Origin of the sequence: Haladaptatus sp. AB618 (genome assembly GCF_024136965.1) — an archaeon.
Taxonomy (GTDB): Archaea; Halobacteriota; Halobacteria; order Halobacteriales; family Haladaptataceae; genus Haladaptatus.
On sequence record NZ_JAMYJX010000005.1, the window covers coordinates 161,289 to 185,802 of the forward strand.

The following is a 24,514-nucleotide window of genomic DNA, read 5'->3' on the forward strand; positions in this document are numbered from 1 at the left end:
GGACGGTTTGTTCGTTAAACTATAGAAAGAGGCACTAGCAAGCGCACAAAACACCAGGACGACGACGATTGCGGTCCGCGCTCGCATTCGACCTCATCTCGGATAATCGGTAACTAAACGCTGCCGGTATCGCCGACACATTCGACTCGCATACTAGACCGCGAAGGAACAGATTCTCGGCCCCTCCGGACGCGTTACTTCGAATCGTTGGCGTCGAACGCGTTCGAATTGACGTGCTTTCCGACCTCCTCCATCACTTTCGTCTCCGCGCGGGCGAGGTGTTCCCACGCCGTCGTGGAGGCGATACCCACGGCATCGGCGATGTCCTCGATGCTGGTCTCCTTTTTCGGCCGGTAGTAACCGAGTTCGATGGCGGTCCCCAACACCTCGCGCTGTCGCTGGGTGAGTTCGTTGATGACGCGCGAGAATTCCAACTGTTCCTGTTCGGCGACCACTCCGAGTTCGACGTTCCGGACGAGGTCGGTTTCGTTTCCGGGACGTTCGATCGATTCGACGATCTCGTTTAGGTCGTCGTCCTCCGCCAGATACAGCGTCCAGCGTTCCCAACCGGCCGATATGACCGCTCCGGTTCGATAGTGGACGCCCAGGTCGGTCAACCGCTGTGCGATGCTGTCCCACTGGTAGCTGTCGATGGTGACTGCGACGAGAACTCGTGGGACGTCCAGCGGCGTCAACGTATCCACATCGATCACGGGATCGGCGGCCTCGAATTCCTCCAGAAATCCCGCTATCGAGGCTTCCGGTCCGGTTATCTCGATGATCCGCTTTCGCTCGGCGGCACTTCCCGTCATCGACGAGACGGAGCGGATCGTTATCGCCGGGTAGTCGGCACTGATGTCGCTCTCAGGTTCGCCGTGGTGACGTATCTGGAGCGTCACTTCTCGCATATTTAAATCGAGGAAACCAACCGAGTTGAAACTTTGTATCCGATTCTGTCAGCCTTCCGAATCAAATTTCGATGTTTCTAACGTCTTCGTCCCTGGGTTTTCGTTCGATCGGTTCCGTCCGTCGACCACGAAATACCGGGTACCTCCATCGAGAAGTCGCGTCGTTATTCCTCGGTTGTGTCCGCCGATTCGGGTTCCGTCCCTGCTGAATCCACGTCGCCGGCCGACTTCGCTTTCTCTTCGGCGGTGGCGGCCGCTTTTTCCTCCCGCACTCCCACGGTTCCGCCGCATTCCGGGCACTCGTCGTGGTTCGTGTAGAGGAGTTCCCCGCACTCGGAGCATTCGTACTCCGCTCCCTCGGACGCGACCTCCTCGGAGGTCTTTTTGAACTCCTCGAACTTTCGGCCCATGTTCTTGAACAATCCCATCGTCTTTTACTGAGGGGTATCGGAAGGATAAGTCTTGGTAAGGTGAGAACTCCTGCCGGAAGTATCAGAAAATTTTTGAATACGGATGATTTAACTGCGGACGGAACACGAACATTGTGATATATTCTCATACTTGGCTGTACCTCACACCGGACCTATTTGGCGTGTACTTTAGGACCACTTCTGAGTATGGCATGGTATGACGAAACCCGATTTGGACCGGTTTACTTCGCGACGTTCGACCGTTTATGCACCGAACGGCGTCGTCGCTACCAGCCAACCGCTCGCCTCGCAGGCAGGCGTCTCGATTCTACAGCAGGGGGGAAACGCGTTCGACGCTGCCGTCGCAACCGCCGCCGCGCTCAACGTGGTGGAGCCGACGAGCACCGGTCTCGGTGGGGACGTGTTCGCGCTCTATCGCACCGCCGACGGGGAAGTCGGCGCGATGCGGAGTTGCGGCGGCGCGCCCGCCGAGGCGACCATCGAGAACGTTCGCTCGTCCCTGCGGAACCACGACGACCCTTCGGACTGGTATCCCGAAAACCGTGGCTACGCCGTCGATGGCTCGGAAGACACGGACGACCTCGAAATGCCGTTTCTCGGACCGCACGCCGTCACCGTCCCCGGAACCGCCCGCGGGTGGGAAACGACGGTCCAGCGGTTCGGCAACCTGTCGCTCGGCGACGCGCTCCAACCCGCCATCGACTACGCCATCGGCGGCTATCCCGTCTCGGAAGTCATCGCCTCGCACTGGGTGGGCGCAGAAACCCTCTTCAAAACTGATCACGCGCGCGAGGCGTATCTGAACGACGGGACGGCACCGAAAGCAGGCGAGACGATGGCGCTCCCGCGTCTCGGCGAGAGTCTCCGCCGAATCGCCGAGGAGGGTGCGGACGTGCTGTACGAGGGCGAAATCGGCGAGAAAATCGTCGAAGAGGTCCAGTCACAGGGTGGGTTCCTCACCGTCGAGGACCTCGCCGACTTCGAACCCGAGTTCCCGGACCCCGTCTCGACGACCTACAACGGAACGGAGATTTACGAACTGCCGCCGAACAATCAGGGTCTCATCGCGCTCGAAGCGCTCAACATCGCCGAACAGGTCGGGGCGGGCGAGCACCCCATCGATTCCCCCGAGCGGGTTCACTACTTCGCGGAGGCGATGAAACTCGCGTTCCACGACGGCCACCGCTACATCACCGACCCCGAATACGAGGAAATCCCACCCCTCGAATCCGATTCGTGGGCGAAAAAGCGCGCGAACCACGTCGGCGAGACGGCGAACCACGACGTCTCCTTCGGCGTCCCCGACGCGAACGCCGAGGACGCGGATACCGTCCTGCTCTGTGTCGCGGACGGCGAGGGGAACGTCGTTTCGTTCATCAACTCCCGCTTTGCCGGGTTCGGGTCCGGACTGGTCGCCGGGGATACGGGTATCGCGCTCCAGAACCGCGGCGCGTCGTTCTCGCTCGACCCGGATCACCCGAACAGCCTCGAACCGGGGAAACGCCCGTTCCACACCCTGATTCCCGCGCTGGCGAAGTTCGGGGAGGACGACTGGGCCGCCTTCGGCGTGATGGGCGGCTACATGCAACCGCAAGGTCACGTCCAAGTCATCTCGAATATCGTGGACCACGGTTTGCCCCTTCAGGCCGCGCTCGACCTTCCACGCTGGCGGTATCGTGAGGACGGAACGCTCGCCGTCGAGGGTCGGATGGACGGCAACCTCAGCACGAAACTCACCCGAAAAGGCCACGACGTGCGCGTCCTCGCACCGGTGCTCTTCGGCGGCGCACAAATCGTGAGAAACGAAAACGGCGTCCTCTCCGGCGCGACCGAACCGCGAAAGGACGGCAACGCCGCCGGATACTGAGTTACTCTTCCTCTTCCTCTTCCTCTTCCTCTTCCTCGTCCCCACCCTCGTTTTCGTCTCCTTCCGCTTCGTCCGCTGATTCATCGCGTTCCGTTTCGTCAGTTTCCGCGGCTTCGTCGGTGTCTTCCGCTTCGTCGTCCTCATCCGATTCCGTCACGCTGTCCGTGTCGTGAATCTCGATTTCCATCGGACCCCCTTCGACTCCGCTGAACTCCCCCAACTCCTCACGGAAATCCGATTCGCTCCGACTCTTCCCGACGAGATAACCAGCGATGAATGCAAATCCGAGGAACAACAGCGTTCGGAGTTTCGACCCCGACCCTTCCGAACCTTCGCTTTCCTCCTCGTCGTCCGCCTGGCGGTGACGAATCTCATCGATGACGGAACGCTGATTCGCGTTCTCGTCCGTTGGCTCATCGTCCGTCGTATTCTCGGGCATACCGTTCGGTTTGCGGGTGAGTGACTTTTCCGTTGTGGTCGCCGAACGAAACGGGCCACTGCTCAAAGTCGGTCATTTCCGGTCGCCCACTCTCGTCGTGGTCGCCACCGTGATTCGATGGACTGCGGCTTCGCTATCGACCTGTTCTGAAAAGTGAAAATCCGTGTTGGGCCGGGTTTTCCCCCTGCCCCCCACAATCCGTTTATTGTGCTTCCGCTTCGGTTTCGACCGACGGGTTCGTCTCGGTTTCGGTCTGCGTCTGGGTTCCGGAGTCCTGCATCTCACGGAGTTCGGTCTCGACTTCTTCGCGACCTTTCTTGAACTCACCCATCGCCTCACCCGTGGAACGTGCGAGTTCCGGAATCTTGTTTGCACCGAACAGGAGAACTGCGATGAGCAGAATTACGACGAGTTCTGCTCCACCTGGAATCGGCCCGAACAGCGGAATCATTTCAACTACCATCTGTGTTAAACGATACCGTTCCGTTATTTATAGGCTTTTTGCCTCGTGTCAATTGTTACCATTGCGAGTGATCGATCAGTAGCGTTACGCAGCTTCGGACTTTCCGCCACGGATGACAGATATCAGTTAAATCCTACCGACTTCATTCACGGAACCGACGGAACGCGTCCCGTAACCCGTGGTGCCCCGTTCAATCGAGAATCCTATACATCGAAATATTTATATAATTTCCCTCATGGGAAACAGAACATGGAGTCAACAGCAACGACGGGCGTCGAATCTCCCCCGGTGCAGTCGAAACGGCTCGCACGGTTCTGCGCGCGTGGGGTCTCGTTCGGTATCCTCGCCTATCTCGTCGGCTACCTTCTCGTCGCCGCATTGTTCGTTTTCGGCCCCGCGAATATCGATCAAACCACACACTTGGACATCCAGCTCAAATGGTTCGGGTTCGTCTTCTACAACGCCCAATTCGTTCCGATCGCTGTCGCTGGCCAATCGTACAACTACATCACGCAGGCCGCGGATCCGGCGGTCCCCCCGCTCGTCTATCAAGCCATTCCGATCCTCGCACTCGGCGTTGCGAGCGTCGTGTTCGCCGTTCGAAGCCGGTTGGAAGGATTCGTCCAGACGGTCGTCTACTCCGGAGCGAGCGTCGCCGTCGGGTACGCCGTGCTCGCCATCATGGGTGCACTGCTGTTCAGTATCTCTTCCTCGGGGATAACGGCACAACCGGAACTGCTCAAGGCGGCCGTCTTCGGTGCCGCGTACCCCATCGTCATTGCGACTGTCGTCACGGGTATCGTCGCGTTCGTCCATCGGTAAGCTGTTTTCTTACTCCCCCTTCGTTCCTTCCACGAACTGGACGACGGCCTCCGTTCCCTGGAACCCGTCGGCCATTCGTCCGACGAGTTCTCCGTCCTCGAACAGCAAGAGGGTCGGTACGCTCCGGATATCGTATCGCTCGACCAGCGAGATGTCGTCGCCGGGGTTGACCATCACGACCGTCGCGTCGGTCGCGCGGGCCACGTTCCCGACGACGGGTTCGATCGCCTGACAGAGCGCACAGCCGTTGGTGTAGCAATCGACCAGCACGAGGTCGTGGTTCGTGATGACCGAATCGAGTTCGTCGGCGTCCGCGACCCGTAACGGCTTCGTGGATTCGTCGCTCACGGCCGAGCTACGTACCCGTCGAACTTGGGGCGTTCGTTTTCAGATGTTCCGTTCGCCGATGTCCGCCATCTCGGAGAGGAGGCCCCCACGGCGGTCGATTTCCAGTGTGGTTTTCCCCATCTCCGTATAAATTTTCTCTCTGTAGCGGGCTATCGTTCGACACGACTTTGTGGTCCGACGCCGCCCATTCGAGCGATGACCGGCCCGGAAACCGACCCAGAAACGGATCCAACGCCCGATCCGAAAACGGACGTGGAACGCGCCGTCCGTGAGTTCTTCCGTTCCGAACACGCGGGGACGATTTCCGCTCTCCTTCGGTGTGCCGATACGGTCGCTGAAGGGTGGGCGGACGATTCGACGACCGACCGGAGTGCTGTCGTGGGACCCCTCAAGCGAGAACTGCGCGAGTCCGGATTGCTGGCTCGATTTCCCGACATGCTCGTGGGTGCGGCGGGGGCGGCGGGATTCTCGCTCCGAGCCACGCCAGTCCCCGCGCCGCCGTATGTGGCCGTGACAAGCCGTGGGCCGGTCCTCCGGGCGACGGTGTCCGGCGGCCGCCTCGTCGTCGCGTTTCGACTCTTCGACGTCGTTCGTGATGGGGACGTTCGGTACGTTCGAGGAACGAGTGACGCTCGAACCGCCGTTTCGGTCGAGTACAAATAGAGCCGAACGATTTGGCTATTGGCCGAACGTTTTCCCCTTCGTTCGGACTGATGGATGTCCCTCGTTATCCTTCGAATCCGTTGTCCGACAGAACGGATAGCAGATCCGTTACGGGACCGGTATCGTCCGACAGTCCGACCAAATCCCGTTCCTGCTCGTACTCCACGACTCCGTGCTCGCTCAACCGTGGAATATGGTTGTGATAGAGACTCAAATACACGTGTAACACTTCCTGTTCTTCTATGTCGGGGAGTCGAACGTCGTTCTCCGCTACGGCGACTTCCTCGGCCAGATCTGCCAACGTGAGCGCGAGATCGTGCTGTTTCAGGCGATCGATGACGAGACGTCGCCGCCGATTCGCGACGAGGCGCAGAACGGTATCGACCGACAGTTCGCCAGATTGTCGTGTAGCGGATGTCTCAGTTCGGGAATCAGCAACCATACTCCTAGTAACGGGTCTGTATTGGAAAAAATCATTGTGGAATTTCCACCGTCGCGGCTGTGGATTCAGCACTCAACCGCCGTTATCACGTCGGTTTCCACAACTCGTAGCGACGACGACCGATGGAGGTCTTCTCGTCGGTTACTCCTCGATGACTTCCTGTCCGAAGTGGTTGAACGGTTGGGTCCGTTCTACCTTTATTATATCCGTACTCACGATGTCCATCCCCAGTTCGTCTATCTGTTCGGTGATGGAGTCCACCGTGTCGGAGTTGACGGCGATGGCCTCGACGTGCAAGTTTTCGGTCCCAGTCAGCAACTCTCGGACGGTGACGACCCCGGTTATCCCCATCACTTGACCCGCGAGCCTCGAACGGTTGGAGGGAGGGGCACGACAGACGATGAGAACGTGTAACTGGTAGTTCGCCTTCTCGTAGTTGATATCCGGATGGTACCCCTCGATGACTCCCGCGTCCTCCAATCGTTGAATACGGTTTCTGACGGTGCTCGCCGACACACCGACTTCTTTCCCCATCTCCGCCGCAGTGCTGTTTCGGGCATCGTTCTGTAGCGCGTGGAGTATTCCCCTATCGACGTTGTCGAGCCGAACCGGACTCATATGACGGTCTACCTCCGTCTCACTGATCAGGGTTTTGGCGCTTCGAACACGTCTCCGAAACGTTACGTTCCAGCGCAGTGGTCTCTGCGTATGGCTCGGCAACTCGCACCCTGCGTGTGGCTACTCGAACTCGGGATACCCGTCGTCGGAGCCAACGCCTTCCTCGTGGACGACCGGACGGTAACGCGTGACGGTGCCGTAACGCTCGTGGACGCCGGTCTCCCGTGGATCGGCCTGCGCCGCGAACTCGGAGACGCCGGATTCCGTGTCGCGGACATCGACCGCGTGCTCATCACCCACTACGACATCGACCACGTCGGCGGCCTCCACGACCTTCCAGACCTCGACGCGCCGGTGTTCGTCGGCCGACGCGACGCCGACCTCCTCGCCGGAATCTACGACCCGCCGCTGTTCCACCACAAGGGGGCGTTTCACCGCCTCGTCCGGCGATTCGTCTCGGTTCCGTCCCGACTCGACGTGCGTTCCGTGGACGACGGCACGCGTATCGGCGGGTTCACGGCCCATCACACCCCCGGTCACAATCCGGGCCACACGGCCTACGTCCACGACGAACTGGGGGTCGGATTTCTCGGCGACCTCGTCTGGGAACGCGACGGGTCGTTGACGCCGCCCGAATGGTGGGATTCCTACGATACTCGCCAAATCAAACGCAGTATCCGGCGGTTTGCGGGTGCGGTTCCGCCGCTCGAACTCCTCTGCGTGGGCCACGGTCAACCGATCCTACGGGACGGTTCCGAGGCACTTTCGCGACTCGTCCGACGGTTGTGAACGCGTAAAACGATGTTTCGGTACGGTTCGCTCGGCTTCCGTAATCGGCCTACACCTCACTTCGCCTCTCCTCATACGCCCAGTTCGTCGGCCACGTCGTGAATCGAGTCCACGGTCAGGTCCGGTTCGCCGTCGAACGGTTCCCACGGCATGTCCTTTCGATTCAACCACACCCCTTGCAGTCCGGCGTGTCTCGCGCCGATCACGTCGAACCACCCGGCGGTGACGTGTGCGAGTTCCTCGACCGGCGTCCCGATTCGGTCGGCGGCGTGGCGGTACAGTTCGGCGTCCGGTTTGAACGTCCCGATCTCATCGGCGCTGATGGTGTCCTCCAGCAAGTCGCCGATGTCGGCGTGTTCGACCATCGAGTCGAGCATTTCGGGGTTGCCGTTGGAGACGACGTAGCAGTCGTACCCGCCGTTTTGCAGTCGCTCGATGCCGTCGCGCACGTCGTCGAACACGTCGAGTTCGTGGTACACCGACAAGATCTCGTCGCGTTCGTCGTCCCCGATGTCCGCGTCGTGGGCCGACAGGGCGTATTCGAGCGCGTCGCGGTTCATCTCGTAGAACGGTTGGTAAGCGTCCACATGGTTGGCGACGAACGTGTATTCGAGCGACCGGGCGCGCCACAGTTTCGATATTGGTTCGGGGTCGGACACGCGCTCTGCGAGCGCCTTCTCCGCCGCATCCACGTCCACCAGCGTGCTGTACGAGTCGAACGTCACCGTCGAAACCGCCTCGGGGTCGAAAGCCATCTCCTGACGGGTTGGTTCGGGAACGAGTTAATCGCAGGGGCCGGACCGAGAAAACGATTATTTCGCTTCCCGACGTAGTATCGGTATGGCCACATCGAACGACCACGATTCGCTGCTTCGACTGCTCGTCGGGTTGATCGTCGTTCTCCTGTTGCTTCCGCTGGTGATGATGGCGTTCGCGTTCCCGATGATGGGCGGATGGATGATGGGTGGGCGATACGGAACGGGATACATGCCGTTGTGGGGATGGCTCGTGATGCTGGTTCCGCTCGTCCTCCTCTTCGCGCTCGGGTACTTCGTCTATCGTTCCCTCCATCGCGGTGATTTCGGGAGCGACCCCGCGCTCACGGAACTACGGACGGCGTACGCTCGCGGGGATATCTCCGAGGAGGAGTTCGAGCAACGACGACGGCGACTCCGCGAAGAAAAGTGAGCGTTTTCGGTTCGCTCAGTCGGCGGCCTGTGCGCCGTCGTCGCGCATCTTCTTCGGGTTCATCATCCCCTCCTTGACGCCGAACCGGACGAGCGCGGTGTTCACCGGATAGGCGAACAGGAACCCGACCGAGAGCGAGAAGGCCAGCGACCCCCAGAACAGGGGGTCGCCGAATTTCGCCCCCTGTGCGAGCAGGAGGTCGGTGCCGATGGCCGTGATCTCCATGATGGTGATAGACGGCGTCTCGCTGTAGAACGCGTCGGAGAACGCCGTCCGGAAGCTTTCACCTTCCTGCATCAGCGGCCCCATCGTCAACGCGTAGCCGAAGGTGTACGCGAGCGCGAACGTGCCGACCGTCTGTACGAGCGTGCTTCCGACGGCGAGCGCGCCCGCGATGGCGACCATCCCGACGACTTCGCCAGCGCCGCACCCGGAATAACAGTGGGACGTGGAGCGAAAGCCCCGTCGCCAGAGCGAGTCGTTGGAAATCTGGGTTCGCCCGGAGTACCAGTAGACGGCGAGTCCGAACGGTCCGGAGTACGCCACGACGAGCGTCCAGACGAACTTCATCATCGACGGGAGTGCTCGGTTTCGCTTTCGAATATCCCACCAGAGGATCCCGACACAGACGAGGATGAGGACCCCCCAACCGGCGAGGTACGTCGGATTCGACAGTATCGGCTTCAGTACCTTCCGCGCTGGCTCGAACGCGCTCGTGAGGCCGTCGGTGATGGTGAGTAGTTGCATGAAACGTGACCCTCCTTTCAGCACCGCTGTTCTGGTATACAAGACTCCAGTACTACATTGTTCCGGCTAATGGAACAATGTGAGGATGGCGCGTGAGGTTAGGTTTCGAACTTCAAGGCCTCCAAAAATTCATATTCAGAGGAAAAAACGCGGTCGACATCGACGTTCGAATGTGGCGATTACTCGTGACCGGAGACGCGAAGCGGTTCGTACGGCTCTTCGAGATACGCCATGTCGCCGGACGAGAGCGTCACGTCGAGCGCTTCGACGGCCGCTTCCAGGTGTTCGACGCTCGTCGTTCCGACGATGGGGGCGTCCACCGCGTCCTTGTGGAACAGCCACGACAGCGCGATTTGTGCCATCGTGACGCCCTTCTCGGCGGCGAGTTCTTGCACTCGCTCGTTTATCTCCTCGCCGCCGCCCTCCGGGTAGGGGTGTTCGCGCGCGTAATCGTCGGTCTTCCCACGCGTCGTGTCCCCGAACTCCTCGTGCGGTCGCGTGAGGTAGCCGCGAGCCAGCGGACTCCACGGGATGACGCCCACTCCTTCCTTCTCGCAGAGCGGGAGCATCTCGCGTTCCTCCTCCCGATACGCGAGGTTGTAGTGGTTTTGCATCGTCACGAAGCGGTCGAGACCGATCCGGTCGCTGGTGTACAGCGCCTCGGCGAGTTGGTGTGCCCACATCGAACTCGCGCCGAGATAGCGGACCTTCTCGCGCCGAACGGCGTCGTCCAACGCCCGCATGGTGGTCTCGATGGGTGTGTCGGGGTCCCACCGGTGAATCTGATAGAGATCGATGGTGTCCATCCCCAGTCGCTCCCGGGAGTTATCGAGTTCCTGTTCGATCGCCTTCCGTGACAACCCGCCGGAGTTCGGGTCGTCTTCGTTCATCTGGAAGAAGCCCTTCGTCGCGACGACCATCTCGTCGCGTCGTCCCTCCAAGGCTTTCCCGAGGATTCGTTCGCTCTCCCCCTCCGAATACATGTTCGCGGTGTCGAAGAAGTTGATACCCAACTCGATCGCCCGCTCGATGATGGGCATACTCTCGTCCTCGTCCAACACCCACTCCCGCCAGTCGCTCGTCCCGAAACTCATACAGCCGAGACAGATACGACTCACTTCCATTCCCGTGTCGCCGAGCGTCGTATACTCCATGCAGGGTGGGTCGCGTCGTGCGAGCAAAAAGCTACGGGCAACGGTGATTCACTCCCCCAACGCGCCGTTTTTCCCACGGCATGATCTCCACAGAGCGACGATAATGCCGTCGATTCCGATAATACTAATTATTAGGCAACGAATACGATAGTTGACAGAGGCGTTGGGACATTGACGAACGACATCCGTGTATTATTCGTTGACCCACTCTCCGACGCGGGTGTTTCGCCGGACCGCCTCTCCGACGCCGTCACCGATCTCACTGTCGTTTCAGCAGCAACCATGGACGACGCGCTCGGTACGCTTTCGGAAACGCGTATCGACTGTGTCCTGAGCGGTTATTCGCTTCCGGACACGGACGGTATCGAGTTGATCAACGTCGTTCGGCAAACGCGTCCGGACCTGCCGTTCATCCTCTGTACCGAATCCGGAAGCGAACACGTCGCCAGCAGGGCGATCTCCGCTGGTGTGAGTGACTATTTTCGGACACAGGAGACCGACGCCGACACGTTGGCGAAGCGAATCGAGCAGACGATACGGCCGTCGAGTTCGAACGAACCCGACCGACGATTCGACCACTATCAGTCCATCGTCCAAGCGATGGGCGATGGGGTATACACGCTCGATACAAACGGTCGGATGACTGCCGTCAACGATACGCTGGTGGAAATTTCGGGGTACGACCGGGAGGAACTCGTCGGCGAACACATATCGCTTCTACTGGACGACGTGGATGTCGAGCGGGGAAATCGAGTCATCAGGGCGCTGCTTGCGGACGATGAGGACGTCGGGCAGTTGCAGGCACACCTTCACACCGTCGAGGGGGGAACGGTGCCGTGCGAGGCTCGAATCGGCTTACTGACACACAACGATGTCTTTCGCGGGACGGTCGGCGTGTTTCGAAGCATTGCGGAGCACGAACACGTCAAACGGGCGCTCCGGGAGGAGAAACAGCGGATCGAGGAACTGCACGAAGTCGCCTCCCAGATGGAGGCCTGCCAGACCGCGGACGAACTCTGTGAGCTAACCATCGATGCCGCGGAAAGCATCCTGCAGTTCGACATCTGTGGAATCGACCTCGTCGACGGAGAATACTTCGTTCCGGCGGCGATTTCGACCGGAATGACGGACGACGGGTACGCCAGACTCCGTACCGACCAAGGGGTGGCAGGGAAAACGTATCAAAATCACGAAACGTACGTCATCGATGACGTGCGGGACGAATCGGATGCGGTCCCGGCGCAGTCCGAATATCGGTCGCTTCTCAGCGTTCCGGTCGGTGATGTCGGCATCTTTCAGGCGGGATCACGCGACTGCTCCGCGTTCGACTGTGAGGACGCCGAACTGGCCGAACTGCTGGTTTCACACACCGCGGAAACGCTTCGGCGCATTCGGTCACAGACCGCCCTCCGCGAGAGCGAGGAGAAGTATCGGACGCTCGTCGAACAGAGCCACGACGCGATTTACATTTATAACGATGACACGTTCGAATTCCTCAACAAGCGTGTCTGTGAACTCACCGGCTACAGCCGTGATGAACTCCTCGACATGAAGATTTGGGATCTGATCCATCCCGACGACCGGGCGGAAGTCGAGCATATCGCCAGCGGTCGTAATCACGAGGAGCGTCCGCCCCACTACGAGGCCCGTGTCGTGACCAAGGACGGCGGCGTTCGACATATCGAGTTCAGCGTGCGCGTCATCACCTACGAAGGCGAGTTGGCGAACCTCGGATCCGCCCGTGACGTGACGGAGCGAAAGAAACGAAAGCAGGAGCTCAAGCGACAAAACGAGCGCTTGGAGGAGTTCGCAAGCGTCATTTCACACGACCTGCGGAACCCGCTGAACGTGGCCCAGGGGAACCTCGATCTCGCCAGGGAGCGCGGTGACGAACGACATTTCGAGAAGTCGGAAAACGCCCTCCAGCGAATGGAGAGCCTCATTGCAGACTTGTTGACATTGGCGCGACAGGGACAGGTCGTCAGCGGCACGGAGTCGGTCGAACTCACTTCCGTCGTCCGGCAGGCGTGGGCGAACGTCGAAACACGGGACTGCACGCTCGTCGTGAACACCCTCGAAACGGTCGATGCCGACCGAGGACGACTGCAGGAACTCTTCGAAAACCTGTTTCGAAACGTCGTCGAGCACGCCGGGGACGAGACGACGGTTCGTGTCGGGTCCCTCTCGGACGGTTTTTTCGTCGAGGATGACGGACCCGGGATCACTCCGGAGGAACGCGAGGCCGTCTTCGAGCACGGTCACACGACCGCCGAAAGTGGCTCCGGACTCGGCCTCTCCATCGTCAAGGGAATCGCCAACGCACACGGTTGGTCCATTCGAATCCACGAAGGAACGGACGGTGGGGCGTGCTTTCGAATTCGACGGGCGTAGCTACACCCACCGAAATCCGTCGACGGTCGGCGCTGGCAACGGACTCGATTGTAATCCCTCGCTCGGTTTCGGGTCGTTGTATCCCCGCGGAGCCACGTCGTTCGGCCCGTTCGGATAGAACAGCGACGCCACCAACTGAATCTGGCCGCGACCGACGCCGAGTTCGAATTGCCCGCCGCCGTACAATTCAATCCCGTGTTCGTCACAGTACTCCAGCGTGTCGAGCAGGGATTCGACGCTGCCGAACCGCGACGGTTTGATGTTCATCCACTTGGGTTCGAACGGACGCGATTCGATGCTCTCGATGCCCGTTATCGGCGCATCCCACGAAAGCCGCTCGCTCACGGAATCGAGTATGTCGGCCGTCTCGTCGGTGTACGCGGCGTCTTCGATGACGACGTTTGGGAGCCCCTCCGCGACGCGACGATAGAGGTCGGAATCCGGTGATTGGTTCACCTCCGCCTCGCCGTACTCGGCTTTCATGTCCACGATTCGGATCCGATCAGTGGAAGCCAGTTCGGCGACGAAATCGTCGTCCCATTCCGCTGTGGCGTCGAGTTTGAACCCCAACTCGGGGTCGATGTCGAGCCACTGTCGCACGCGTTCGGCACTTGGCGGGTCACCCAACCGCATGCTCACGACGAACCGCACGGGCTCGGGCGTGCGGTCGAGCAGGCTCGCGAGGTCGGTGTCCGCCTGTCGGAGCGCGAGGTCGAGTGCCGCGCTCTCGAAGGCCCACTGACGGAAGTGTCGGAAATCCGCACGGGACGGCCCGACGGGGAAGAGATCGATGTCCGCGAGCGCCTCCGAGAACTCGTCGAACGTGTACGACCCCGTCAGGTCGAACTCGGCGTCGGCCAGTCCGTGCTGGTCGTCGGCGTCGTACGTCACGTCCTCGCCACGCCCCGTTTCGCCGCCGCCACGCAGGACGATTTCGGTCGTGACGCGCGTGAAGTCGCTCGACGTCTCGCGCTCGTGGGGTTCGAACGAACAGGCATCGATTTCCAGCGGAAGGTCGGCCACCGCGTCGTAAAGTGTCATCCAGTCCTCGTTCGATGCCCAGCGAGTCAATACTTCGCATCGATTCGATGACGTTCGGTCGTCATCGCTCGTCCGTCGCTGACCGCAATCTCCCGTTCCCCTGACGAAAACTGTGTAGCGGCGAGGCTTATGCTGCTCCGAAGCCTACACACCTGAGACGTGTTCAGAGAAGACGGCCACTTCGCCCGCTGGTCCTCCACCGGATGCGCTTCCGTCGAAACGAGACGGTCGAAATCGAATGGGGAGCGAACGTAGCGATGGTCCTCGCCGAGATTCACATCAGCCATCCCGACCTCACGCTAGTGCCAACGATACGTGAGCGGTCGGACGTACTGATTCGCCGGGAGTTCCAACCCGTTCGGAGCGGGTCCAAGCTACTGCTGTTTTTCTCCGTCGAGGGGGACGATTTGGACGGGTTTGAGGAGGCGCTCGACGCGGACCCGACCGTCACGGGTTTCCGTCTCATCGCGGATTACGGCACACAGCGTATCTTCCGGGTTCGGGTCTCGGACGCCGCGAAATCAGTCACGCCGATGCTCGCGGAGTTGGGTATTCAGATTCTCAACGTCCAAAGCGACACCGAGGGGTGGGAACTGCAACTCCAACTGCCGGACAACGACGCACTGGTCGCGTTCCGCGCGTACTGTCGGGACGAGGGCGTTTCGTTCCACGTCGGAACGCTCTACGTCGAAACCGACGGCGGCGGACAGACGAACTTCGGATTGACCGGTCGGCAGCACGACGTCTTGAAGATGGCGTACGAGCGCGGGTATTTCGATGATCCGCGCGGCGTAACTCTCCAGGAACTCGCCGCTAGCACTGGAATCTCCTCGACGGCGTTGGGCCGAAGGTTACGCCGTGGGATGAAACGACTCGTCGAGAAACTGCTCGACCTGTGATGGTCGTGGACGTTCGTAAACCCTTCCCCTCTTAAAGGCGCAGATAGTGAACGGCACGACTGACGTATGCTGGACGACTATCGTCTAACGTGAAGCGAATTGCCCCCAGACACACAGATAACCTCCTCCGAAAGTGTTGATAATATGACTGATATGGACGGTTCATCACCCGATAGGCTCGTGTTCGATCGTACGGAGTACGCCACGGTCAGCGAAGCGGTCGTGGATGCGGTCGCTTCCGTGACCGCCATCGATCCGCTCGAAATGGATCCGCTGTACTCCCTGATCGACTTGGACGCGCTGGAGCGAATCGTCGGCCCGAAACTCAACGGCCAGCGTCGAAACGGGAACGTCACGGTCGAATTTCAGGTGAACGGCCACGACGTCGTGGTGCGTAGCGACGGTCTCATCTACGTGTTCGAGCGGACGGAGACCCACCCCGAACGAATGGACGAACGATGACCGACGACCCCAACGCCAGCGTAACCACCACCGACCGATTCACCGCCCTTTTGGAGGCGACGCTGTCCGCGGCGTACCGAAACGACATCGACGTCGAAGGTGGCTGGTTGATAGAATCCCCATCGTCCGACGTCCCGAACTGGGACATTGAAATCTGGCGGACGGAGAACCCCGACAGTTCGGACTAAGCGCGGATTACCATCGCTCGGATCCCCGACGAGAACAACGTAACGGAAGACGCGTGTATCACAACACCGCCAGCGCTCGAAGTGGATACGGACGAGTTCTTCTCCGATGTGGTTCGATAGTCGAATAGTTGCTCATCTGTCCAATTATTCCGTTTTGACCGAACTTTCGTGAGCGAAGTGGGATCGATTGCGTCGAATCTGGGCGGCCGTTGTCGGTATCTTTCCCGTCAACAGGGCCGTAAAACTACTCCGTCGGAAACGATCCGTAGAGCGAATGGTCTCAAAACGTGCATAATAGTTAATGCCCGTTACGTCGAGTATATCATGGTTTATGGTAGCAATAGACATCGAAACGGAGGAAGGACAAAAGGAAGCGCTACGCCGAATGCTGACGATACGGGCATTCGACACGAAAGCGGGCGAGTTGTTCGGTGACGGGGAACTCCCGGGATTCGTTCACTTGTATATCGGCGAGGAGGCGGTTGCCGTCGGTGCGTGTTCCGCACTGGAGGAGGACGACTACATCACGAGTACACACCGCGGACACGGCCACTGCATCGCCAAGGGGCTCGATTTGGAGGAGATGATGGCCGAACTGTACGGCAAAGCGAACGGATACTGCAACGGCAAAGGCGGGTCGATGCACATCGCGGACGTGGACGCCGGTATGCTGGGTGCGAACGGTATCGTGGGCGCTGGACCACCGCTCGCCACCGGTGCCGCACTCACCTCGCAGATCAAGGACGAGGACACGGTGGCGCTGGCGTTCTTCGGGGACGGTGCGGTCGCACAGGGACAGATTCACGAGGCAATCAACCTCGCGGCGACGTGGAACCTCCCGGCGGTTTTCCTCGTCGAGAACAACCAGTTCGGCGAGGGGACGCCCGTCGAAAAACAGCACAACCTCCAAAACCTGAGCGAAACCGCGGAGGCGTACAACATCCCCGGGTTCACCGTCGATGGAATGGACGTGACCGCCGTCTACGAAGCCGTGAAGGAGGCCCGAAAGCGCGCGATGGACCGCGATGGGCCGACGTTCATCGAAGCGGACACCTACCGCTATCGCGGCCATTTCGAAGGCGACCAGCAACCCTACCGCACCGACGACGACATCGCGCTCTGGAAGGAAAACGACGCCATCGAATCCTTCAGACAGCGGCTTATCGACGCCGGAACGATCACCGAAGCGGAGTTCGACGAGATGGAATCGGACATCAGCGACCGAGTCGAGGCGGCAGCGAAAGAGGCGAAAGAAGCGGCGTATCCCGACCCAACGGAGGCGTACGACGACATGTTCAACGCGACCGTACCCGAGATCGATAGCTTTGCAAAACAGATGCGGACGGATGGTGGTGAGGACCGATGAGCACCGAAAGCGCGCCGTCGTCGGAACCGTCGGAGACCGAGGAGATGACGGTCAGGGAGGCGATTCGGTTGGCGATGCGGGAGGAGTTGGAGGACGACGACGACGTGTTCCTCATCGGCGAGGACGTCGGCGAGTTCGGCGGCGTCTTCGAGGTCACCAGCGGCCTCGTGGACGAGTTCGGGGAGGGCCGAATTCGGGACACGCCCATCAGTGAAGCCGGATTCATGGGTGCGGCTATCGGTGCCGCGGCGACGGGATCACGGCCCGTCGTGGAAATCATGTTCGCGGACTTCATGGGCGTCTGCTCGGAGCAGATCATCAATCAGATGGCGAAAAACCGCTACATGTTCGGCGGCAAAACCGAGATGCCGGTGACCGTCCGAACGACGGAAGGTGGCGGGATGGGTGCTGCCAGCCAGCACTCGGGAACGCTGCACACGTGGTTCGCCCACTTCCCGGGCATCATCGCCGTCGCACCCGGAACGCCGCGGGCCGCGAAGGGGCTCCTCAAATCCGCCATCCGCTCCGACGACCCGGTGTTCGTCTTCGAGAACAAGGCGATGTACGAGCAGACGGGCGAAGTGCCGCTCGATCGGGACTACACCATCCCGCTGGGGACGGCGAAGGTCGAACGCGAGGGGGACGACGTGACGGTCGTCGCGACCCAGCGACTCGTCGGAGAATCGCTCGAACTCGCCGAGGAACTGGCAGGTGAGACCAGCGTCGAGGTCATCGACCTTCGGTCGCTGTATCCGCTCGATACCGACACGCTCGTCGAGAGCGTAGAGAAGACGGGTCGTCTCGTCATCGCCGACGAAAGCCCGCTCTCGTACGGTACCCACGCGGAAGTGGCGACGCGCGTCATGGAGAACGCGTTCTTCAGCCTCGACGCACCCATTCAGCGCGTCGGTGTCGCCGACGTTCACATCCCGTTCAGCCCGGTCCTGGAGGAGGAAGTGCTCCCGGACGCCGACGACGTGAAGGCGGCGATCGACCGCATCGTCTAGTGTCCTCGATAGTCGGTCTCATCGTCAACCCCGTGGCCGGACGGGACATCCGGCGACTGACGGGTGGGGCGAGCGTCAGTAGCAACTACGCGAAACGCCGCACGGCACACTGCGTCCTCGAAGGACTCCGGATCGCCGACGATTCCGAGGTTCTCGTCATGCCGGACAACGCCGGACTCGCGGAGAGAATAGTCGCCGATGCGCCGGACGACCTCGCGATCGACGTGCTGGACGTGGCCGTCACGGATTCCGGACGTGATACGCGAAACGCCGCCGAACGGTTTTCGACCGCGGCCGACGCAGTGGTCGTCCTCGGCGGCGACGGCACCAATCGGGACGTCGCAGTCGGCATCGGCGAGGTTCCGATGGTGAGTATCTCAACCGGAACGAACAACGTGGTTCCCACGCCGGTCGATGGCACGATTGCCGGTGCCGCCGCGGGGTTCGTTGCGAGCGGCGCGGCTCCGGCGTCCGAGACGACGGTACGCCACGGCACAGTCGAAGCGGTCGTGGACGATGGAACGGAGGAACGACGGCTTCGCGGACTGGCGACGGTCGGCGTCCTTGACCAGCAGTTCGTCGGAACTCGGGCGATTCTCGATCCGGAAGACATCATCGGCGGCGTCGTCTCGCGGGCGTCGCCCGCGGAAATCGGTCTCTCGGCGATCGCCGGGGGGTTCGAGACGCACCGTCCGGACGAACCGGGCGGCATCGGATTCCGACTCGGGGATCGAAGCGAATCAGCGAATGAAGACGAACGCGAGGTGCGTGCGGTCACCGTCCCCGGGGTCGTTTCGGACGTTTCCGTCGCGGAGTTCCGTCGGTTGGACGACGGGGAAGCGTTCGCGTTCGACGTCTCAAGCGGCGTCGTCAGTGCCGACGGCGAGCGGGAACTCGAAGTCCGGGACGCGGCGGTCCGTCTCCGTCCCGTGAGCGACGGTCCGCGCCTCGTTCGAATCGACGCGGCGATCGAACGAGCGGCCGACGCGGGCTACTTTCGCGCCAACTGAGTCCCTCATCCTTATTTTTCGCCCGCCGCGATGACGAGCGGCCACGGGTTTTCGACGTGTTCGACCAACGTCCCGAGGAACCGCGCGGCGTCCGCGCCATCGACGATACGGTGATCGAACGAGAGCGAAAACGAGATCTGCTTGCGGACGGCGACCCCGTCGTCGTCGGTCGGAACCACTTCGCGCCGTATCGCGTTGACGCCGAGGATGGCGATCTGCGGCGGGTTGATGACGGGGTCGAACCGCTCGACGCCGAGGACGCCGAGGTTCGAGACGGTTATCGTGCCGCCGGTGAGGTCGTCCATCGTGAACTCCCCGGAGAGCGCGCGGTCGGTGACTTTCCGCCGTTCCTCGGCGAGGTCGGCGAGCGACATCGAATCGACGTCGCGGATGACCGGTGCGATGAGTCCGGCGTCGATATCGACGGCGACGCAGATGTCGTGTGTCTCGTGGAGTCGATGGACCTCGTCCTCGAACGTCGCGTTGAACTCGGGATGGGCGTCGAGCGCGGCCGACAGCGCCGTCAGCAGTACGTCGGTCACGGACACGTCCGAGGAAAGGGCCTCGTCCGCGGCCGACGCCGCGGCGAGCAACTCCTCCGCATCGGCAGTGCGGTGTTCGGTGACGTGCACCGCCGTGCTGGCACTTTCCCCGAGTCTGTCGGCGATGGTTCGGCGCATCCCCGAAAGCGGTCGGTCCTCCTGCCGGGTTCCGGGGACCGTCTTCGAGTCGTCGCTCGGTTCTTCGGCCGCCGTCGAAGCGGCGACCGATTCGTCGCCTGCCGCCCGCCGAACGTCGGTTTCGGTGAGACGGCCGGTGTCCGCGGTTTCGATCGATTCGACATCCACGCCCAACTCCCGCGCGAGACGGCGGGCGCTCGGGGTGGCGAACACGCGTTCGGCGGGAACGTCGGGTTCGGTCGCTCCCGACGGACCGACATCGGTCGATTCGGCGGCGGCCGGTTCGGGTTCGCTCGCCGCGGCGACCGCTTCGACGTCCTCCTCCGTCACCGCGCCCTGCGGGCCGGTGCCGTCGGCGTCGTGAAGCGCCACGCCCAACTCCTCCGCCCGCCGTTTCGCCCGTGGCGTCGCCTTGACGTCCTCGTCCGACTCGGCGGCCTCGCCGTCGGCCGTCTCACCGTCGGCCGCCGCCTCGACGTCCGATTCGTCCACGGCCCCCTGTGGTCCGGTGCCGTCGATGGTCGTGAGGTCGACGCCGAGTTCCTCGGCCCGTCGCTTCGCTCGCGGCGTGGCTTTGACGCTCGCCGCCGTCGCCGACGAGGATTGGCTCTGAACGCCCGACCCGTGGCCACCATCCTCCGCGGCGGCCGTGGTGGCGCTCTCGGACGACGGTTCGCCCTCCACCGTCGTCGATTTCCCCTCGACCTCCGCGACCAGTTCGTCGATGTCCGCATCCGGCGCGGCGACGATCCCGAGCGGTGCCCCCGGGTCCGTCACGTCACCCTCCTCGACGAAAATCCGTCTCAGAACGCCGTCTTCCCGTGCATCGATTTCTGCCGTCGTCTTCTCCGATTCGATTTCGGCGATGGTCGCGCCCTCCTCGATCGTGTCCCCGACGGAAACCGTCCACGCGTTGAGCGTTCCCGAGTCCATTTCCAGTCCCAACTTGGGCATCTTGACGACATATGCCATGATACGAAAGCACATGGTCTATCATAATAAATGTCTGCTCCCGTCCGCAAATCGGGAATCGATTCCGTTCGTCGATTCCGTCCCTATTGACGAACTCTCGGCGACCCGACCGATTCCCCTCGTGCGTTGCCGTTTTTCACTGCCGTCGCCGACATGCAGTCCAGACAGCCGAACACTTCGTCGTCGTTGTTCCCGAAGACGCGGGCGAAGTCGGGCGTGACGAACGATCCGCAGTTGCGGCATCGACGGTCGCTGTGTTCGAACTCCTCCTGTGATTGTCGTGTTGTGGTCATCGTGATCGGATCAGACGTCGTTCATGCGCTGGCGCGATTCGGTTCCACACTGCACGCATTCCGTGACGCGGTACGGTTCGCGCGAGAACTCGGCGTTCGTTTCGCTGTCGCTTTCCGTGATGATGGTCACGAACACGCGATGGGTCGTCTTCGAATCGCAGTGTTCACACTGTTCGACCGTTTCTTGGGTATTCGATTGTGTCGTTGACATCGTATCTTTGGGCGGCAGTCGTTCTCGTCCCCGTGCTTGCTTCGGAGGGTGCGTTTCTCTATTCATTACTAGCGTTGCCCTCCTGGTCGGTCTACTCGTTGCCAATGCAAGGTGTTCTTTCGTCACTTTCCAAATGAACTGAGATTTCGCGTGAGTGACCTCCGTCTCCGCCCCGTTTTCACTGAGAACCGTTCGTGAATTCCCCGGTCGATATCGGTGAAATCTGCACCACCGTAACCGTTCTGGCGCGAGTTTATCCGGCTTGCAAAGAAACGTGAAAGTATGAAACTACGTGAGCCGACTGCGAGTGACGCGGAGCGGATTCACGAGTTGGCACGGAGTGCGATGACTGCATCGTACTCGCTGAGTCCACAGCAGATAGAGAACGTCATCACCGAGCAGTTCGCCGAGGCGAGGGTGACCGGTCTGGTCGACGCCCCCGACGATCGCGTATTCGCGCTCGAAGACGAGGAGTTCGACACGCTCGTGGGACTCACCGAGGGCCACCTCGACGGGAGTTCCGGCGAGATACGATGGTTGTTGGTGGACCCGGAGCACCGCGGGAAGGGTGTCGGGACGGAACTGTTCGAGACGATAGTCGAGAAGCTACGCGAGGACGGCGCGGAACGAATCGACGCGAACGTGCTCGACGCCGACAGGGAAGGCGCGCAGTTCTTCGAGGAGCAGGGCTTCGAGCGGACGGACGACCGGCAAGTCGAGTACGGCGGCGAACCGTTGGTCGAACACCGGTACTCCCTCGATGCGAGCGAACGGGAGATGTCCGACGACACCAGCGGGGACACCGACCCGACGGAAATGACGTTGGAGAATACGGAGACACACGACGGAACGACGACCGCCGCGACGGAGGACGGGGAGACGGTGTATCTGAACCTGGAGGAAACCAAATCGGGAACCGAACACCCGTTCTTCGTCACATACAGCGACGAAGCGGAGAAGAACAGGTACGGATACTACTGTAGCAACTGTGGGTCGTTGAAAACGACGCGCGACGCCCAAGACCACATCGAGTGTACCGAGTGCGGGAACGTTCACACGCCGAAATCGGCCGAATCGTACGACGATTCGTATCTGTAGTCCTCCCATTTTTCGCCCCCCTCGTCGGTAGCGATAAAATTGACGTGACCGCTCGTCGTAACGGTCGGGCCACGAGCACGGGAGAGTGGAGGGAACAGGGTGAGGTTGCATATTCCAGTAGAATCTTTTCACGGCTCGCGGATGAAAGGCAAAACATGGCAACCGAGTCCAACGAGAAGACGTATTCGTGTGAGTACTGTGACGACGAGTTCGAGGGGAAGGAGGACCTGCACGAACACATGCGAGAGACACACGACGAGACTCCGGACGAGAAGAGCGAGGAATCGGCGGCGGCCGGTACGGACGCGAGCGGGTCCACCGGTTCGATCACCGAGGAGAACAACGAGTCGCCGTCGGCGGCGGAACCGTCGGAGGCCGCTGGACCGTCCGGTAACGAGGACGAGATCGGCCCAGATTCGGACGACTGACGCCGATTCGGACGATTGACGACGGGACCACCATCGCTCCGGTGAGACCATCGGCTAACTACTTTTCGCACCGTTCGATCCCTTCGCCGTCCGGTGAAATCGAATCTCGAACGGTTACGGTCGACTGCGCCGCATCTCCCACAGATCGGAGTAGGTGATTACCTCGATACCGTTCGTCCCGTCGATGTGGGCGAGCAGTTCCTTGTACTCACTTCGGCTCATCGTGTTGTGCGAGTCGAAATTGTGGAAGTTGAGGATGGAACACTGACGGTGCTCGGCCGCCAGCGTCACCGCGCGCTTGGAGACTTCGAGGCGGCTACCGATGGTTCGGGGGAGCACGAGCGGGTCGAACCCGTGGACCCCCGTCATGTTGACGCTGGCCGATTGGTTCATCCCACCCATATAGAAGTATTTGCTGATGATCCTGAGCGCGGTCTTGTCGTAGTTGTTCCCCGGGTAGACGATGAAGTTCGCACCCTCGAAACCGTTGTCTATCATCCACTGTTTGTTTCGGCGCAGGATGTGCTCCAGTTTCTTCGTGGAGATTGTAGCGAACGGATCGCCAGTGCTGCCGTGAACCACGACTTCGTCGCCGTTCTCCTGTCGTTCTCGCAACTCCTCGACGGACATGAAGTACGAGGAGTCGACCTTGTCCGGTTCGATCGGCATCGTGATGACCGCCGGAAAACCGTACTCGTCGTTCAGTGGAGCGGCTTCGTCGTAGTAAATCTGATCCCCATCGTCCCAACTGAGAACGACGTATCCTTTGTCCGGTTTCGGGTGTAGTCGCATGTCATCGACGTGTGCCTGAACGCCGTTCGAGTTGTTGCTGCCGAGTTCGAGTTTGATACGGACGATGTTGCGACGGTCGGGTGGTGTCTCGCTGGTCTCGAACACACCCGGGCAGGTTCGAAACCAGCCGACATCCGGCGGTCGATACGTAACGTTCCGGAGTTCCTGTACGACCCAGTTGTCGTCTGCGTCGTACAGATACACCTGGAAGGAAACGTCCATCGGGGTTTCACTCCGGAACGCGAACGACACGTCGTGGGTGGAAATATCGAGCGGTGCGTCGAGCCGTCGTTCGGCGGTCACCCCTTCGTAACTGTCCGTACTGAGTTTGAGGCTCCGTGTCCCGACGAACGAGATGGAACTATCGGGCGTAACCGAGTTCCGTTTCTCGACCCACTTCGAGCTATCCTCGAAGTCGTCGAAACTCGTTCCGGGTTCGCCGAACCTCTTACGGCTGTTGTAGTCCGTCCGTAGCTTCGGCTTGGACGTCTCTTCGGTGGTCGTTTCCGTCGTCGTCCGTGTCGTGCTGGATTTCGTCGGTCGTCCTGTGGACGTGGACGTACCGGTGGAGGTGCTCTTCGATGAATTCCGTGAACAGCCGGCGAGCACCCCCGTAACGGCGGCACCGGTGAGTTGGAGGAGGCGACGGCGCGTCGTGATTTCGTTCGGGGACATTAGTTCCAGTTGGAAACACTTTCACAACTCGTAATATGTTTGTTGGTATCCAATTGGCACACTAATCGTTTATTCTATGTGTGTGTCGTATGACATCACGGAGGATACAACGGAAACTTCCT

29 protein-coding genes are annotated in these 24,514 nt (G+C 60.8%); 14 read left to right on the plus strand and 15 right to left on the minus strand.

Annotation, left to right across the window (positions count from 1 at the left end; genetic code table 11):
• Positions 1-194: 194 nt before the first annotated feature.
• Together NKF26_RS15985 and NKF26_RS15990 are read right to left on the minus strand one after the other, a co-directional pair.
• Positions 195-908 (minus strand): helix-turn-helix domain-containing protein, encoded by a 714-nt coding sequence (locus NKF26_RS15985; protein WP_253228449.1) that lies wholly within the window; start codon positions 906-908, stop codon positions 195-197.
• A 164-nt stretch (positions 909-1,072) separates the two neighbouring features.
• Positions 1,073-1,336: a hypothetical protein gene (locus NKF26_RS15990; protein ID WP_253228450.1), complete on the minus strand. Its 264-nt coding sequence runs from the start codon at positions 1,334-1,336 to the stop codon at positions 1,073-1,075.
• A gap of 199 nt (positions 1,337-1,535) precedes the next feature.
• Here NKF26_RS15990 and NKF26_RS15995 point away from each other — a divergent pair, with 199 nt between their 5' ends.
• Positions 1,536-3,206, plus strand: coding sequence for a gamma-glutamyltransferase family protein (locus NKF26_RS15995; RefSeq protein ID WP_253228451.1), 1,671 nt, complete (start codon positions 1,536-1,538; stop codon positions 3,204-3,206).
• A 1-nt stretch (position 3,207) separates the two neighbouring features.
• Here the strand turns inward: NKF26_RS15995 and NKF26_RS16000 are convergent, their stop codons facing one another.
• Together NKF26_RS16000 and NKF26_RS16005 are read right to left on the minus strand one after the other, a co-directional pair.
• Positions 3,208-3,645 carry a hypothetical protein gene (locus tag NKF26_RS16000; RefSeq protein WP_253234574.1) on the minus strand — a complete coding sequence of 146 codons (438 nt, stop codon included), beginning with the start codon at positions 3,643-3,645 and terminating at the stop codon, positions 3,208-3,210.
• A 202-nt stretch (positions 3,646-3,847) separates the two neighbouring features.
• Positions 3,848-4,108, minus strand: coding sequence for a twin-arginine translocase TatA/TatE family subunit (locus NKF26_RS16005; RefSeq protein ID WP_253227583.1), 261 nt, complete (start codon positions 4,106-4,108; stop codon positions 3,848-3,850).
• A gap of 249 nt (positions 4,109-4,357) precedes the next feature.
• Between NKF26_RS16005 and NKF26_RS16010 the strand changes: the two genes are divergently transcribed.
• Positions 4,358-4,930 carry a hypothetical protein gene (locus NKF26_RS16010; RefSeq protein ID WP_253234575.1) on the plus strand — a complete coding sequence of 191 codons (573 nt, stop codon included), beginning with the start codon at positions 4,358-4,360 and terminating at the stop codon, positions 4,928-4,930.
• 9 nt (positions 4,931-4,939) lie between these two features.
• Here NKF26_RS16010 and NKF26_RS16015 read toward each other — a convergent pair whose 3' ends face one another.
• Positions 4,940-5,278: a thioredoxin domain-containing protein gene (locus NKF26_RS16015; protein WP_253234576.1), complete on the minus strand. Its 339-nt coding sequence runs from the start codon at positions 5,276-5,278 to the stop codon at positions 4,940-4,942.
• A 195-nt stretch (positions 5,279-5,473) separates the two neighbouring features.
• On the opposite strand from NKF26_RS16015, the gene NKF26_RS16020 reads away from it, so the two are divergent.
• Positions 5,474-5,941, plus strand: coding sequence for a hypothetical protein (locus tag NKF26_RS16020; protein WP_253227586.1), 468 nt, complete (start codon positions 5,474-5,476; stop codon positions 5,939-5,941).
• Between the two features lie 64 nt (positions 5,942-6,005).
• Here NKF26_RS16020 and NKF26_RS16025 read toward each other — a convergent pair whose 3' ends face one another.
• Both NKF26_RS16025 and NKF26_RS16030 read right to left on the minus strand, forming a co-directional pair.
• On the minus strand, positions 6,006-6,383 hold the full coding sequence (locus NKF26_RS16025; protein ID WP_253227587.1) for a hypothetical protein: 378 nt from the start codon (positions 6,381-6,383) through the stop codon (positions 6,006-6,008).
• 141 nt (positions 6,384-6,524) lie between these two features.
• Complete coding sequence (locus tag NKF26_RS16030; protein ID WP_253227588.1) at positions 6,525-7,001, minus strand: Lrp/AsnC family transcriptional regulator; 477 nt, start codon at positions 6,999-7,001, stop codon at positions 6,525-6,527.
• A 90-nt stretch (positions 7,002-7,091) separates the two neighbouring features.
• On the opposite strand from NKF26_RS16030, the gene NKF26_RS16035 reads away from it, so the two are divergent.
• The gene (locus NKF26_RS16035; protein WP_253227589.1) at positions 7,092-7,790 is read left to right on the plus strand and encodes an MBL fold metallo-hydrolase; all 699 of its coding nucleotides are present in this window, start codon (positions 7,092-7,094) and stop codon (positions 7,788-7,790) included.
• 71 nt (positions 7,791-7,861) lie between these two features.
• Here the strand turns inward: NKF26_RS16035 and NKF26_RS16040 are convergent, their stop codons facing one another.
• A complete protein-coding gene (locus NKF26_RS16040) occupies positions 7,862-8,545 on the minus strand; it encodes a haloacid dehalogenase type II (RefSeq protein WP_253227590.1) in 684 nt (227 codons plus the stop codon).
• A gap of 85 nt (positions 8,546-8,630) precedes the next feature.
• Between NKF26_RS16040 and NKF26_RS16045 the strand changes: the two genes are divergently transcribed.
• Complete coding sequence (locus NKF26_RS16045; protein ID WP_253227591.1) at positions 8,631-8,978, plus strand: SHOCT domain-containing protein; 348 nt, start codon at positions 8,631-8,633, stop codon at positions 8,976-8,978.
• A gap of 15 nt (positions 8,979-8,993) precedes the next feature.
• Here the strand turns inward: NKF26_RS16045 and NKF26_RS16050 are convergent, their stop codons facing one another.
• Together NKF26_RS16050 and NKF26_RS16055 are read right to left on the minus strand one after the other, a co-directional pair.
• Positions 8,994-9,725 carry a DUF4396 domain-containing protein gene (locus NKF26_RS16050; protein WP_253227592.1) on the minus strand — a complete coding sequence of 244 codons (732 nt, stop codon included), beginning with the start codon at positions 9,723-9,725 and terminating at the stop codon, positions 8,994-8,996.
• 179 nt (positions 9,726-9,904) lie between these two features.
• Positions 9,905-10,879, minus strand: a complete 975-nt coding sequence (locus tag NKF26_RS16055) for an aldo/keto reductase (protein ID WP_253234577.1) — start codon at positions 10,877-10,879, stop codon at positions 9,905-9,907.
• A 171-nt stretch (positions 10,880-11,050) separates the two neighbouring features.
• Between NKF26_RS16055 and NKF26_RS16060 the strand changes: the two genes are divergently transcribed.
• Positions 11,051-13,270 (plus strand): PAS domain S-box protein, encoded by a 2,220-nt coding sequence (locus tag NKF26_RS16060; RefSeq protein ID WP_253234578.1) that lies wholly within the window; start codon positions 11,051-11,053, stop codon positions 13,268-13,270.
• On the opposite strand, the gene NKF26_RS16065 is transcribed toward NKF26_RS16060, so the two are convergent.
• Positions 13,271-14,311, minus strand: a complete 1,041-nt coding sequence (locus NKF26_RS16065) for a hypothetical protein (protein ID WP_253234579.1) — start codon at positions 14,309-14,311, stop codon at positions 13,271-13,273.
• A gap of 203 nt (positions 14,312-14,514) precedes the next feature.
• Between NKF26_RS16065 and NKF26_RS16070 the strand changes: the two genes are divergently transcribed.
• From NKF26_RS16070 to NKF26_RS16095, 6 genes are all read left to right on the plus strand, one after another.
• Positions 14,515-15,210 (plus strand): helix-turn-helix domain-containing protein, encoded by a 696-nt coding sequence (locus tag NKF26_RS16070; RefSeq protein ID WP_253234580.1) that lies wholly within the window; start codon positions 14,515-14,517, stop codon positions 15,208-15,210.
• 144 nt (positions 15,211-15,354) lie between these two features.
• Positions 15,355-15,672 (plus strand): HalOD1 output domain-containing protein, encoded by a 318-nt coding sequence (locus tag NKF26_RS16075; protein WP_253234581.1) that lies wholly within the window; start codon positions 15,355-15,357, stop codon positions 15,670-15,672.
• The gene (locus tag NKF26_RS16080) at positions 15,669-15,860 is read left to right on the plus strand and encodes a hypothetical protein (RefSeq protein ID WP_253227598.1); all 192 of its coding nucleotides are present in this window, start codon (positions 15,669-15,671) and stop codon (positions 15,858-15,860) included. The genes NKF26_RS16075 and NKF26_RS16080 overlap by 4 nt, the downstream gene beginning before the upstream one ends.
• Before the next feature lie 331 nt (positions 15,861-16,191).
• Positions 16,192-17,226, plus strand: coding sequence for a thiamine pyrophosphate-dependent dehydrogenase E1 component subunit alpha (locus tag NKF26_RS16085; protein ID WP_253234582.1), 1,035 nt, complete (start codon positions 16,192-16,194; stop codon positions 17,224-17,226).
• Positions 17,223-18,233: an alpha-ketoacid dehydrogenase subunit beta gene (locus tag NKF26_RS16090; RefSeq protein ID WP_253227600.1), complete on the plus strand. Its 1,011-nt coding sequence runs from the start codon at positions 17,223-17,225 to the stop codon at positions 18,231-18,233. The genes NKF26_RS16085 and NKF26_RS16090 overlap by 4 nt, the downstream gene beginning before the upstream one ends.
• Complete coding sequence (locus NKF26_RS16095; protein WP_253234583.1) at positions 18,233-19,243, plus strand: NAD(+)/NADH kinase; 1,011 nt, start codon at positions 18,233-18,235, stop codon at positions 19,241-19,243. The genes NKF26_RS16090 and NKF26_RS16095 overlap by 1 nt, the downstream gene beginning before the upstream one ends.
• Before the next feature lie 11 nt (positions 19,244-19,254).
• Here the strand turns inward: NKF26_RS16095 and NKF26_RS16100 are convergent, their stop codons facing one another.
• From NKF26_RS16100 to NKF26_RS16110, 3 genes are all read right to left on the minus strand, one after another.
• The gene (locus NKF26_RS16100; protein WP_253227602.1) at positions 19,255-20,895 is read right to left on the minus strand and encodes a 2-oxo acid dehydrogenase subunit E2; all 1,641 of its coding nucleotides are present in this window, start codon (positions 20,893-20,895) and stop codon (positions 19,255-19,257) included.
• A gap of 83 nt (positions 20,896-20,978) precedes the next feature.
• Positions 20,979-21,188, minus strand: coding sequence for a hypothetical protein (locus NKF26_RS16105; protein WP_253227603.1), 210 nt, complete (start codon positions 21,186-21,188; stop codon positions 20,979-20,981).
• Between the two features lie 10 nt (positions 21,189-21,198).
• Positions 21,199-21,399: a hypothetical protein gene (locus NKF26_RS16110; RefSeq protein ID WP_253227604.1), complete on the minus strand. Its 201-nt coding sequence runs from the start codon at positions 21,397-21,399 to the stop codon at positions 21,199-21,201.
• A gap of 282 nt (positions 21,400-21,681) precedes the next feature.
• On the opposite strand from NKF26_RS16110, the gene NKF26_RS16115 reads away from it, so the two are divergent.
• Complete coding sequence (locus NKF26_RS16115; RefSeq protein ID WP_253227605.1) at positions 21,682-22,497, plus strand: GNAT family N-acetyltransferase; 816 nt, start codon at positions 21,682-21,684, stop codon at positions 22,495-22,497.
• A gap of 155 nt (positions 22,498-22,652) precedes the next feature.
• On the plus strand, positions 22,653-22,925 hold the full coding sequence (locus tag NKF26_RS16120; RefSeq protein ID WP_253227606.1) for a C2H2-type zinc finger protein: 273 nt from the start codon (positions 22,653-22,655) through the stop codon (positions 22,923-22,925).
• A 114-nt stretch (positions 22,926-23,039) separates the two neighbouring features.
• Here the strand turns inward: NKF26_RS16120 and NKF26_RS16125 are convergent, their stop codons facing one another.
• A complete protein-coding gene (locus tag NKF26_RS16125) occupies positions 23,040-24,392 on the minus strand; it encodes a polysaccharide deacetylase family protein (RefSeq protein ID WP_253234584.1) in 1,353 nt (450 codons plus the stop codon).
• Positions 24,393-24,514: the final 122 nt, after the last annotated feature.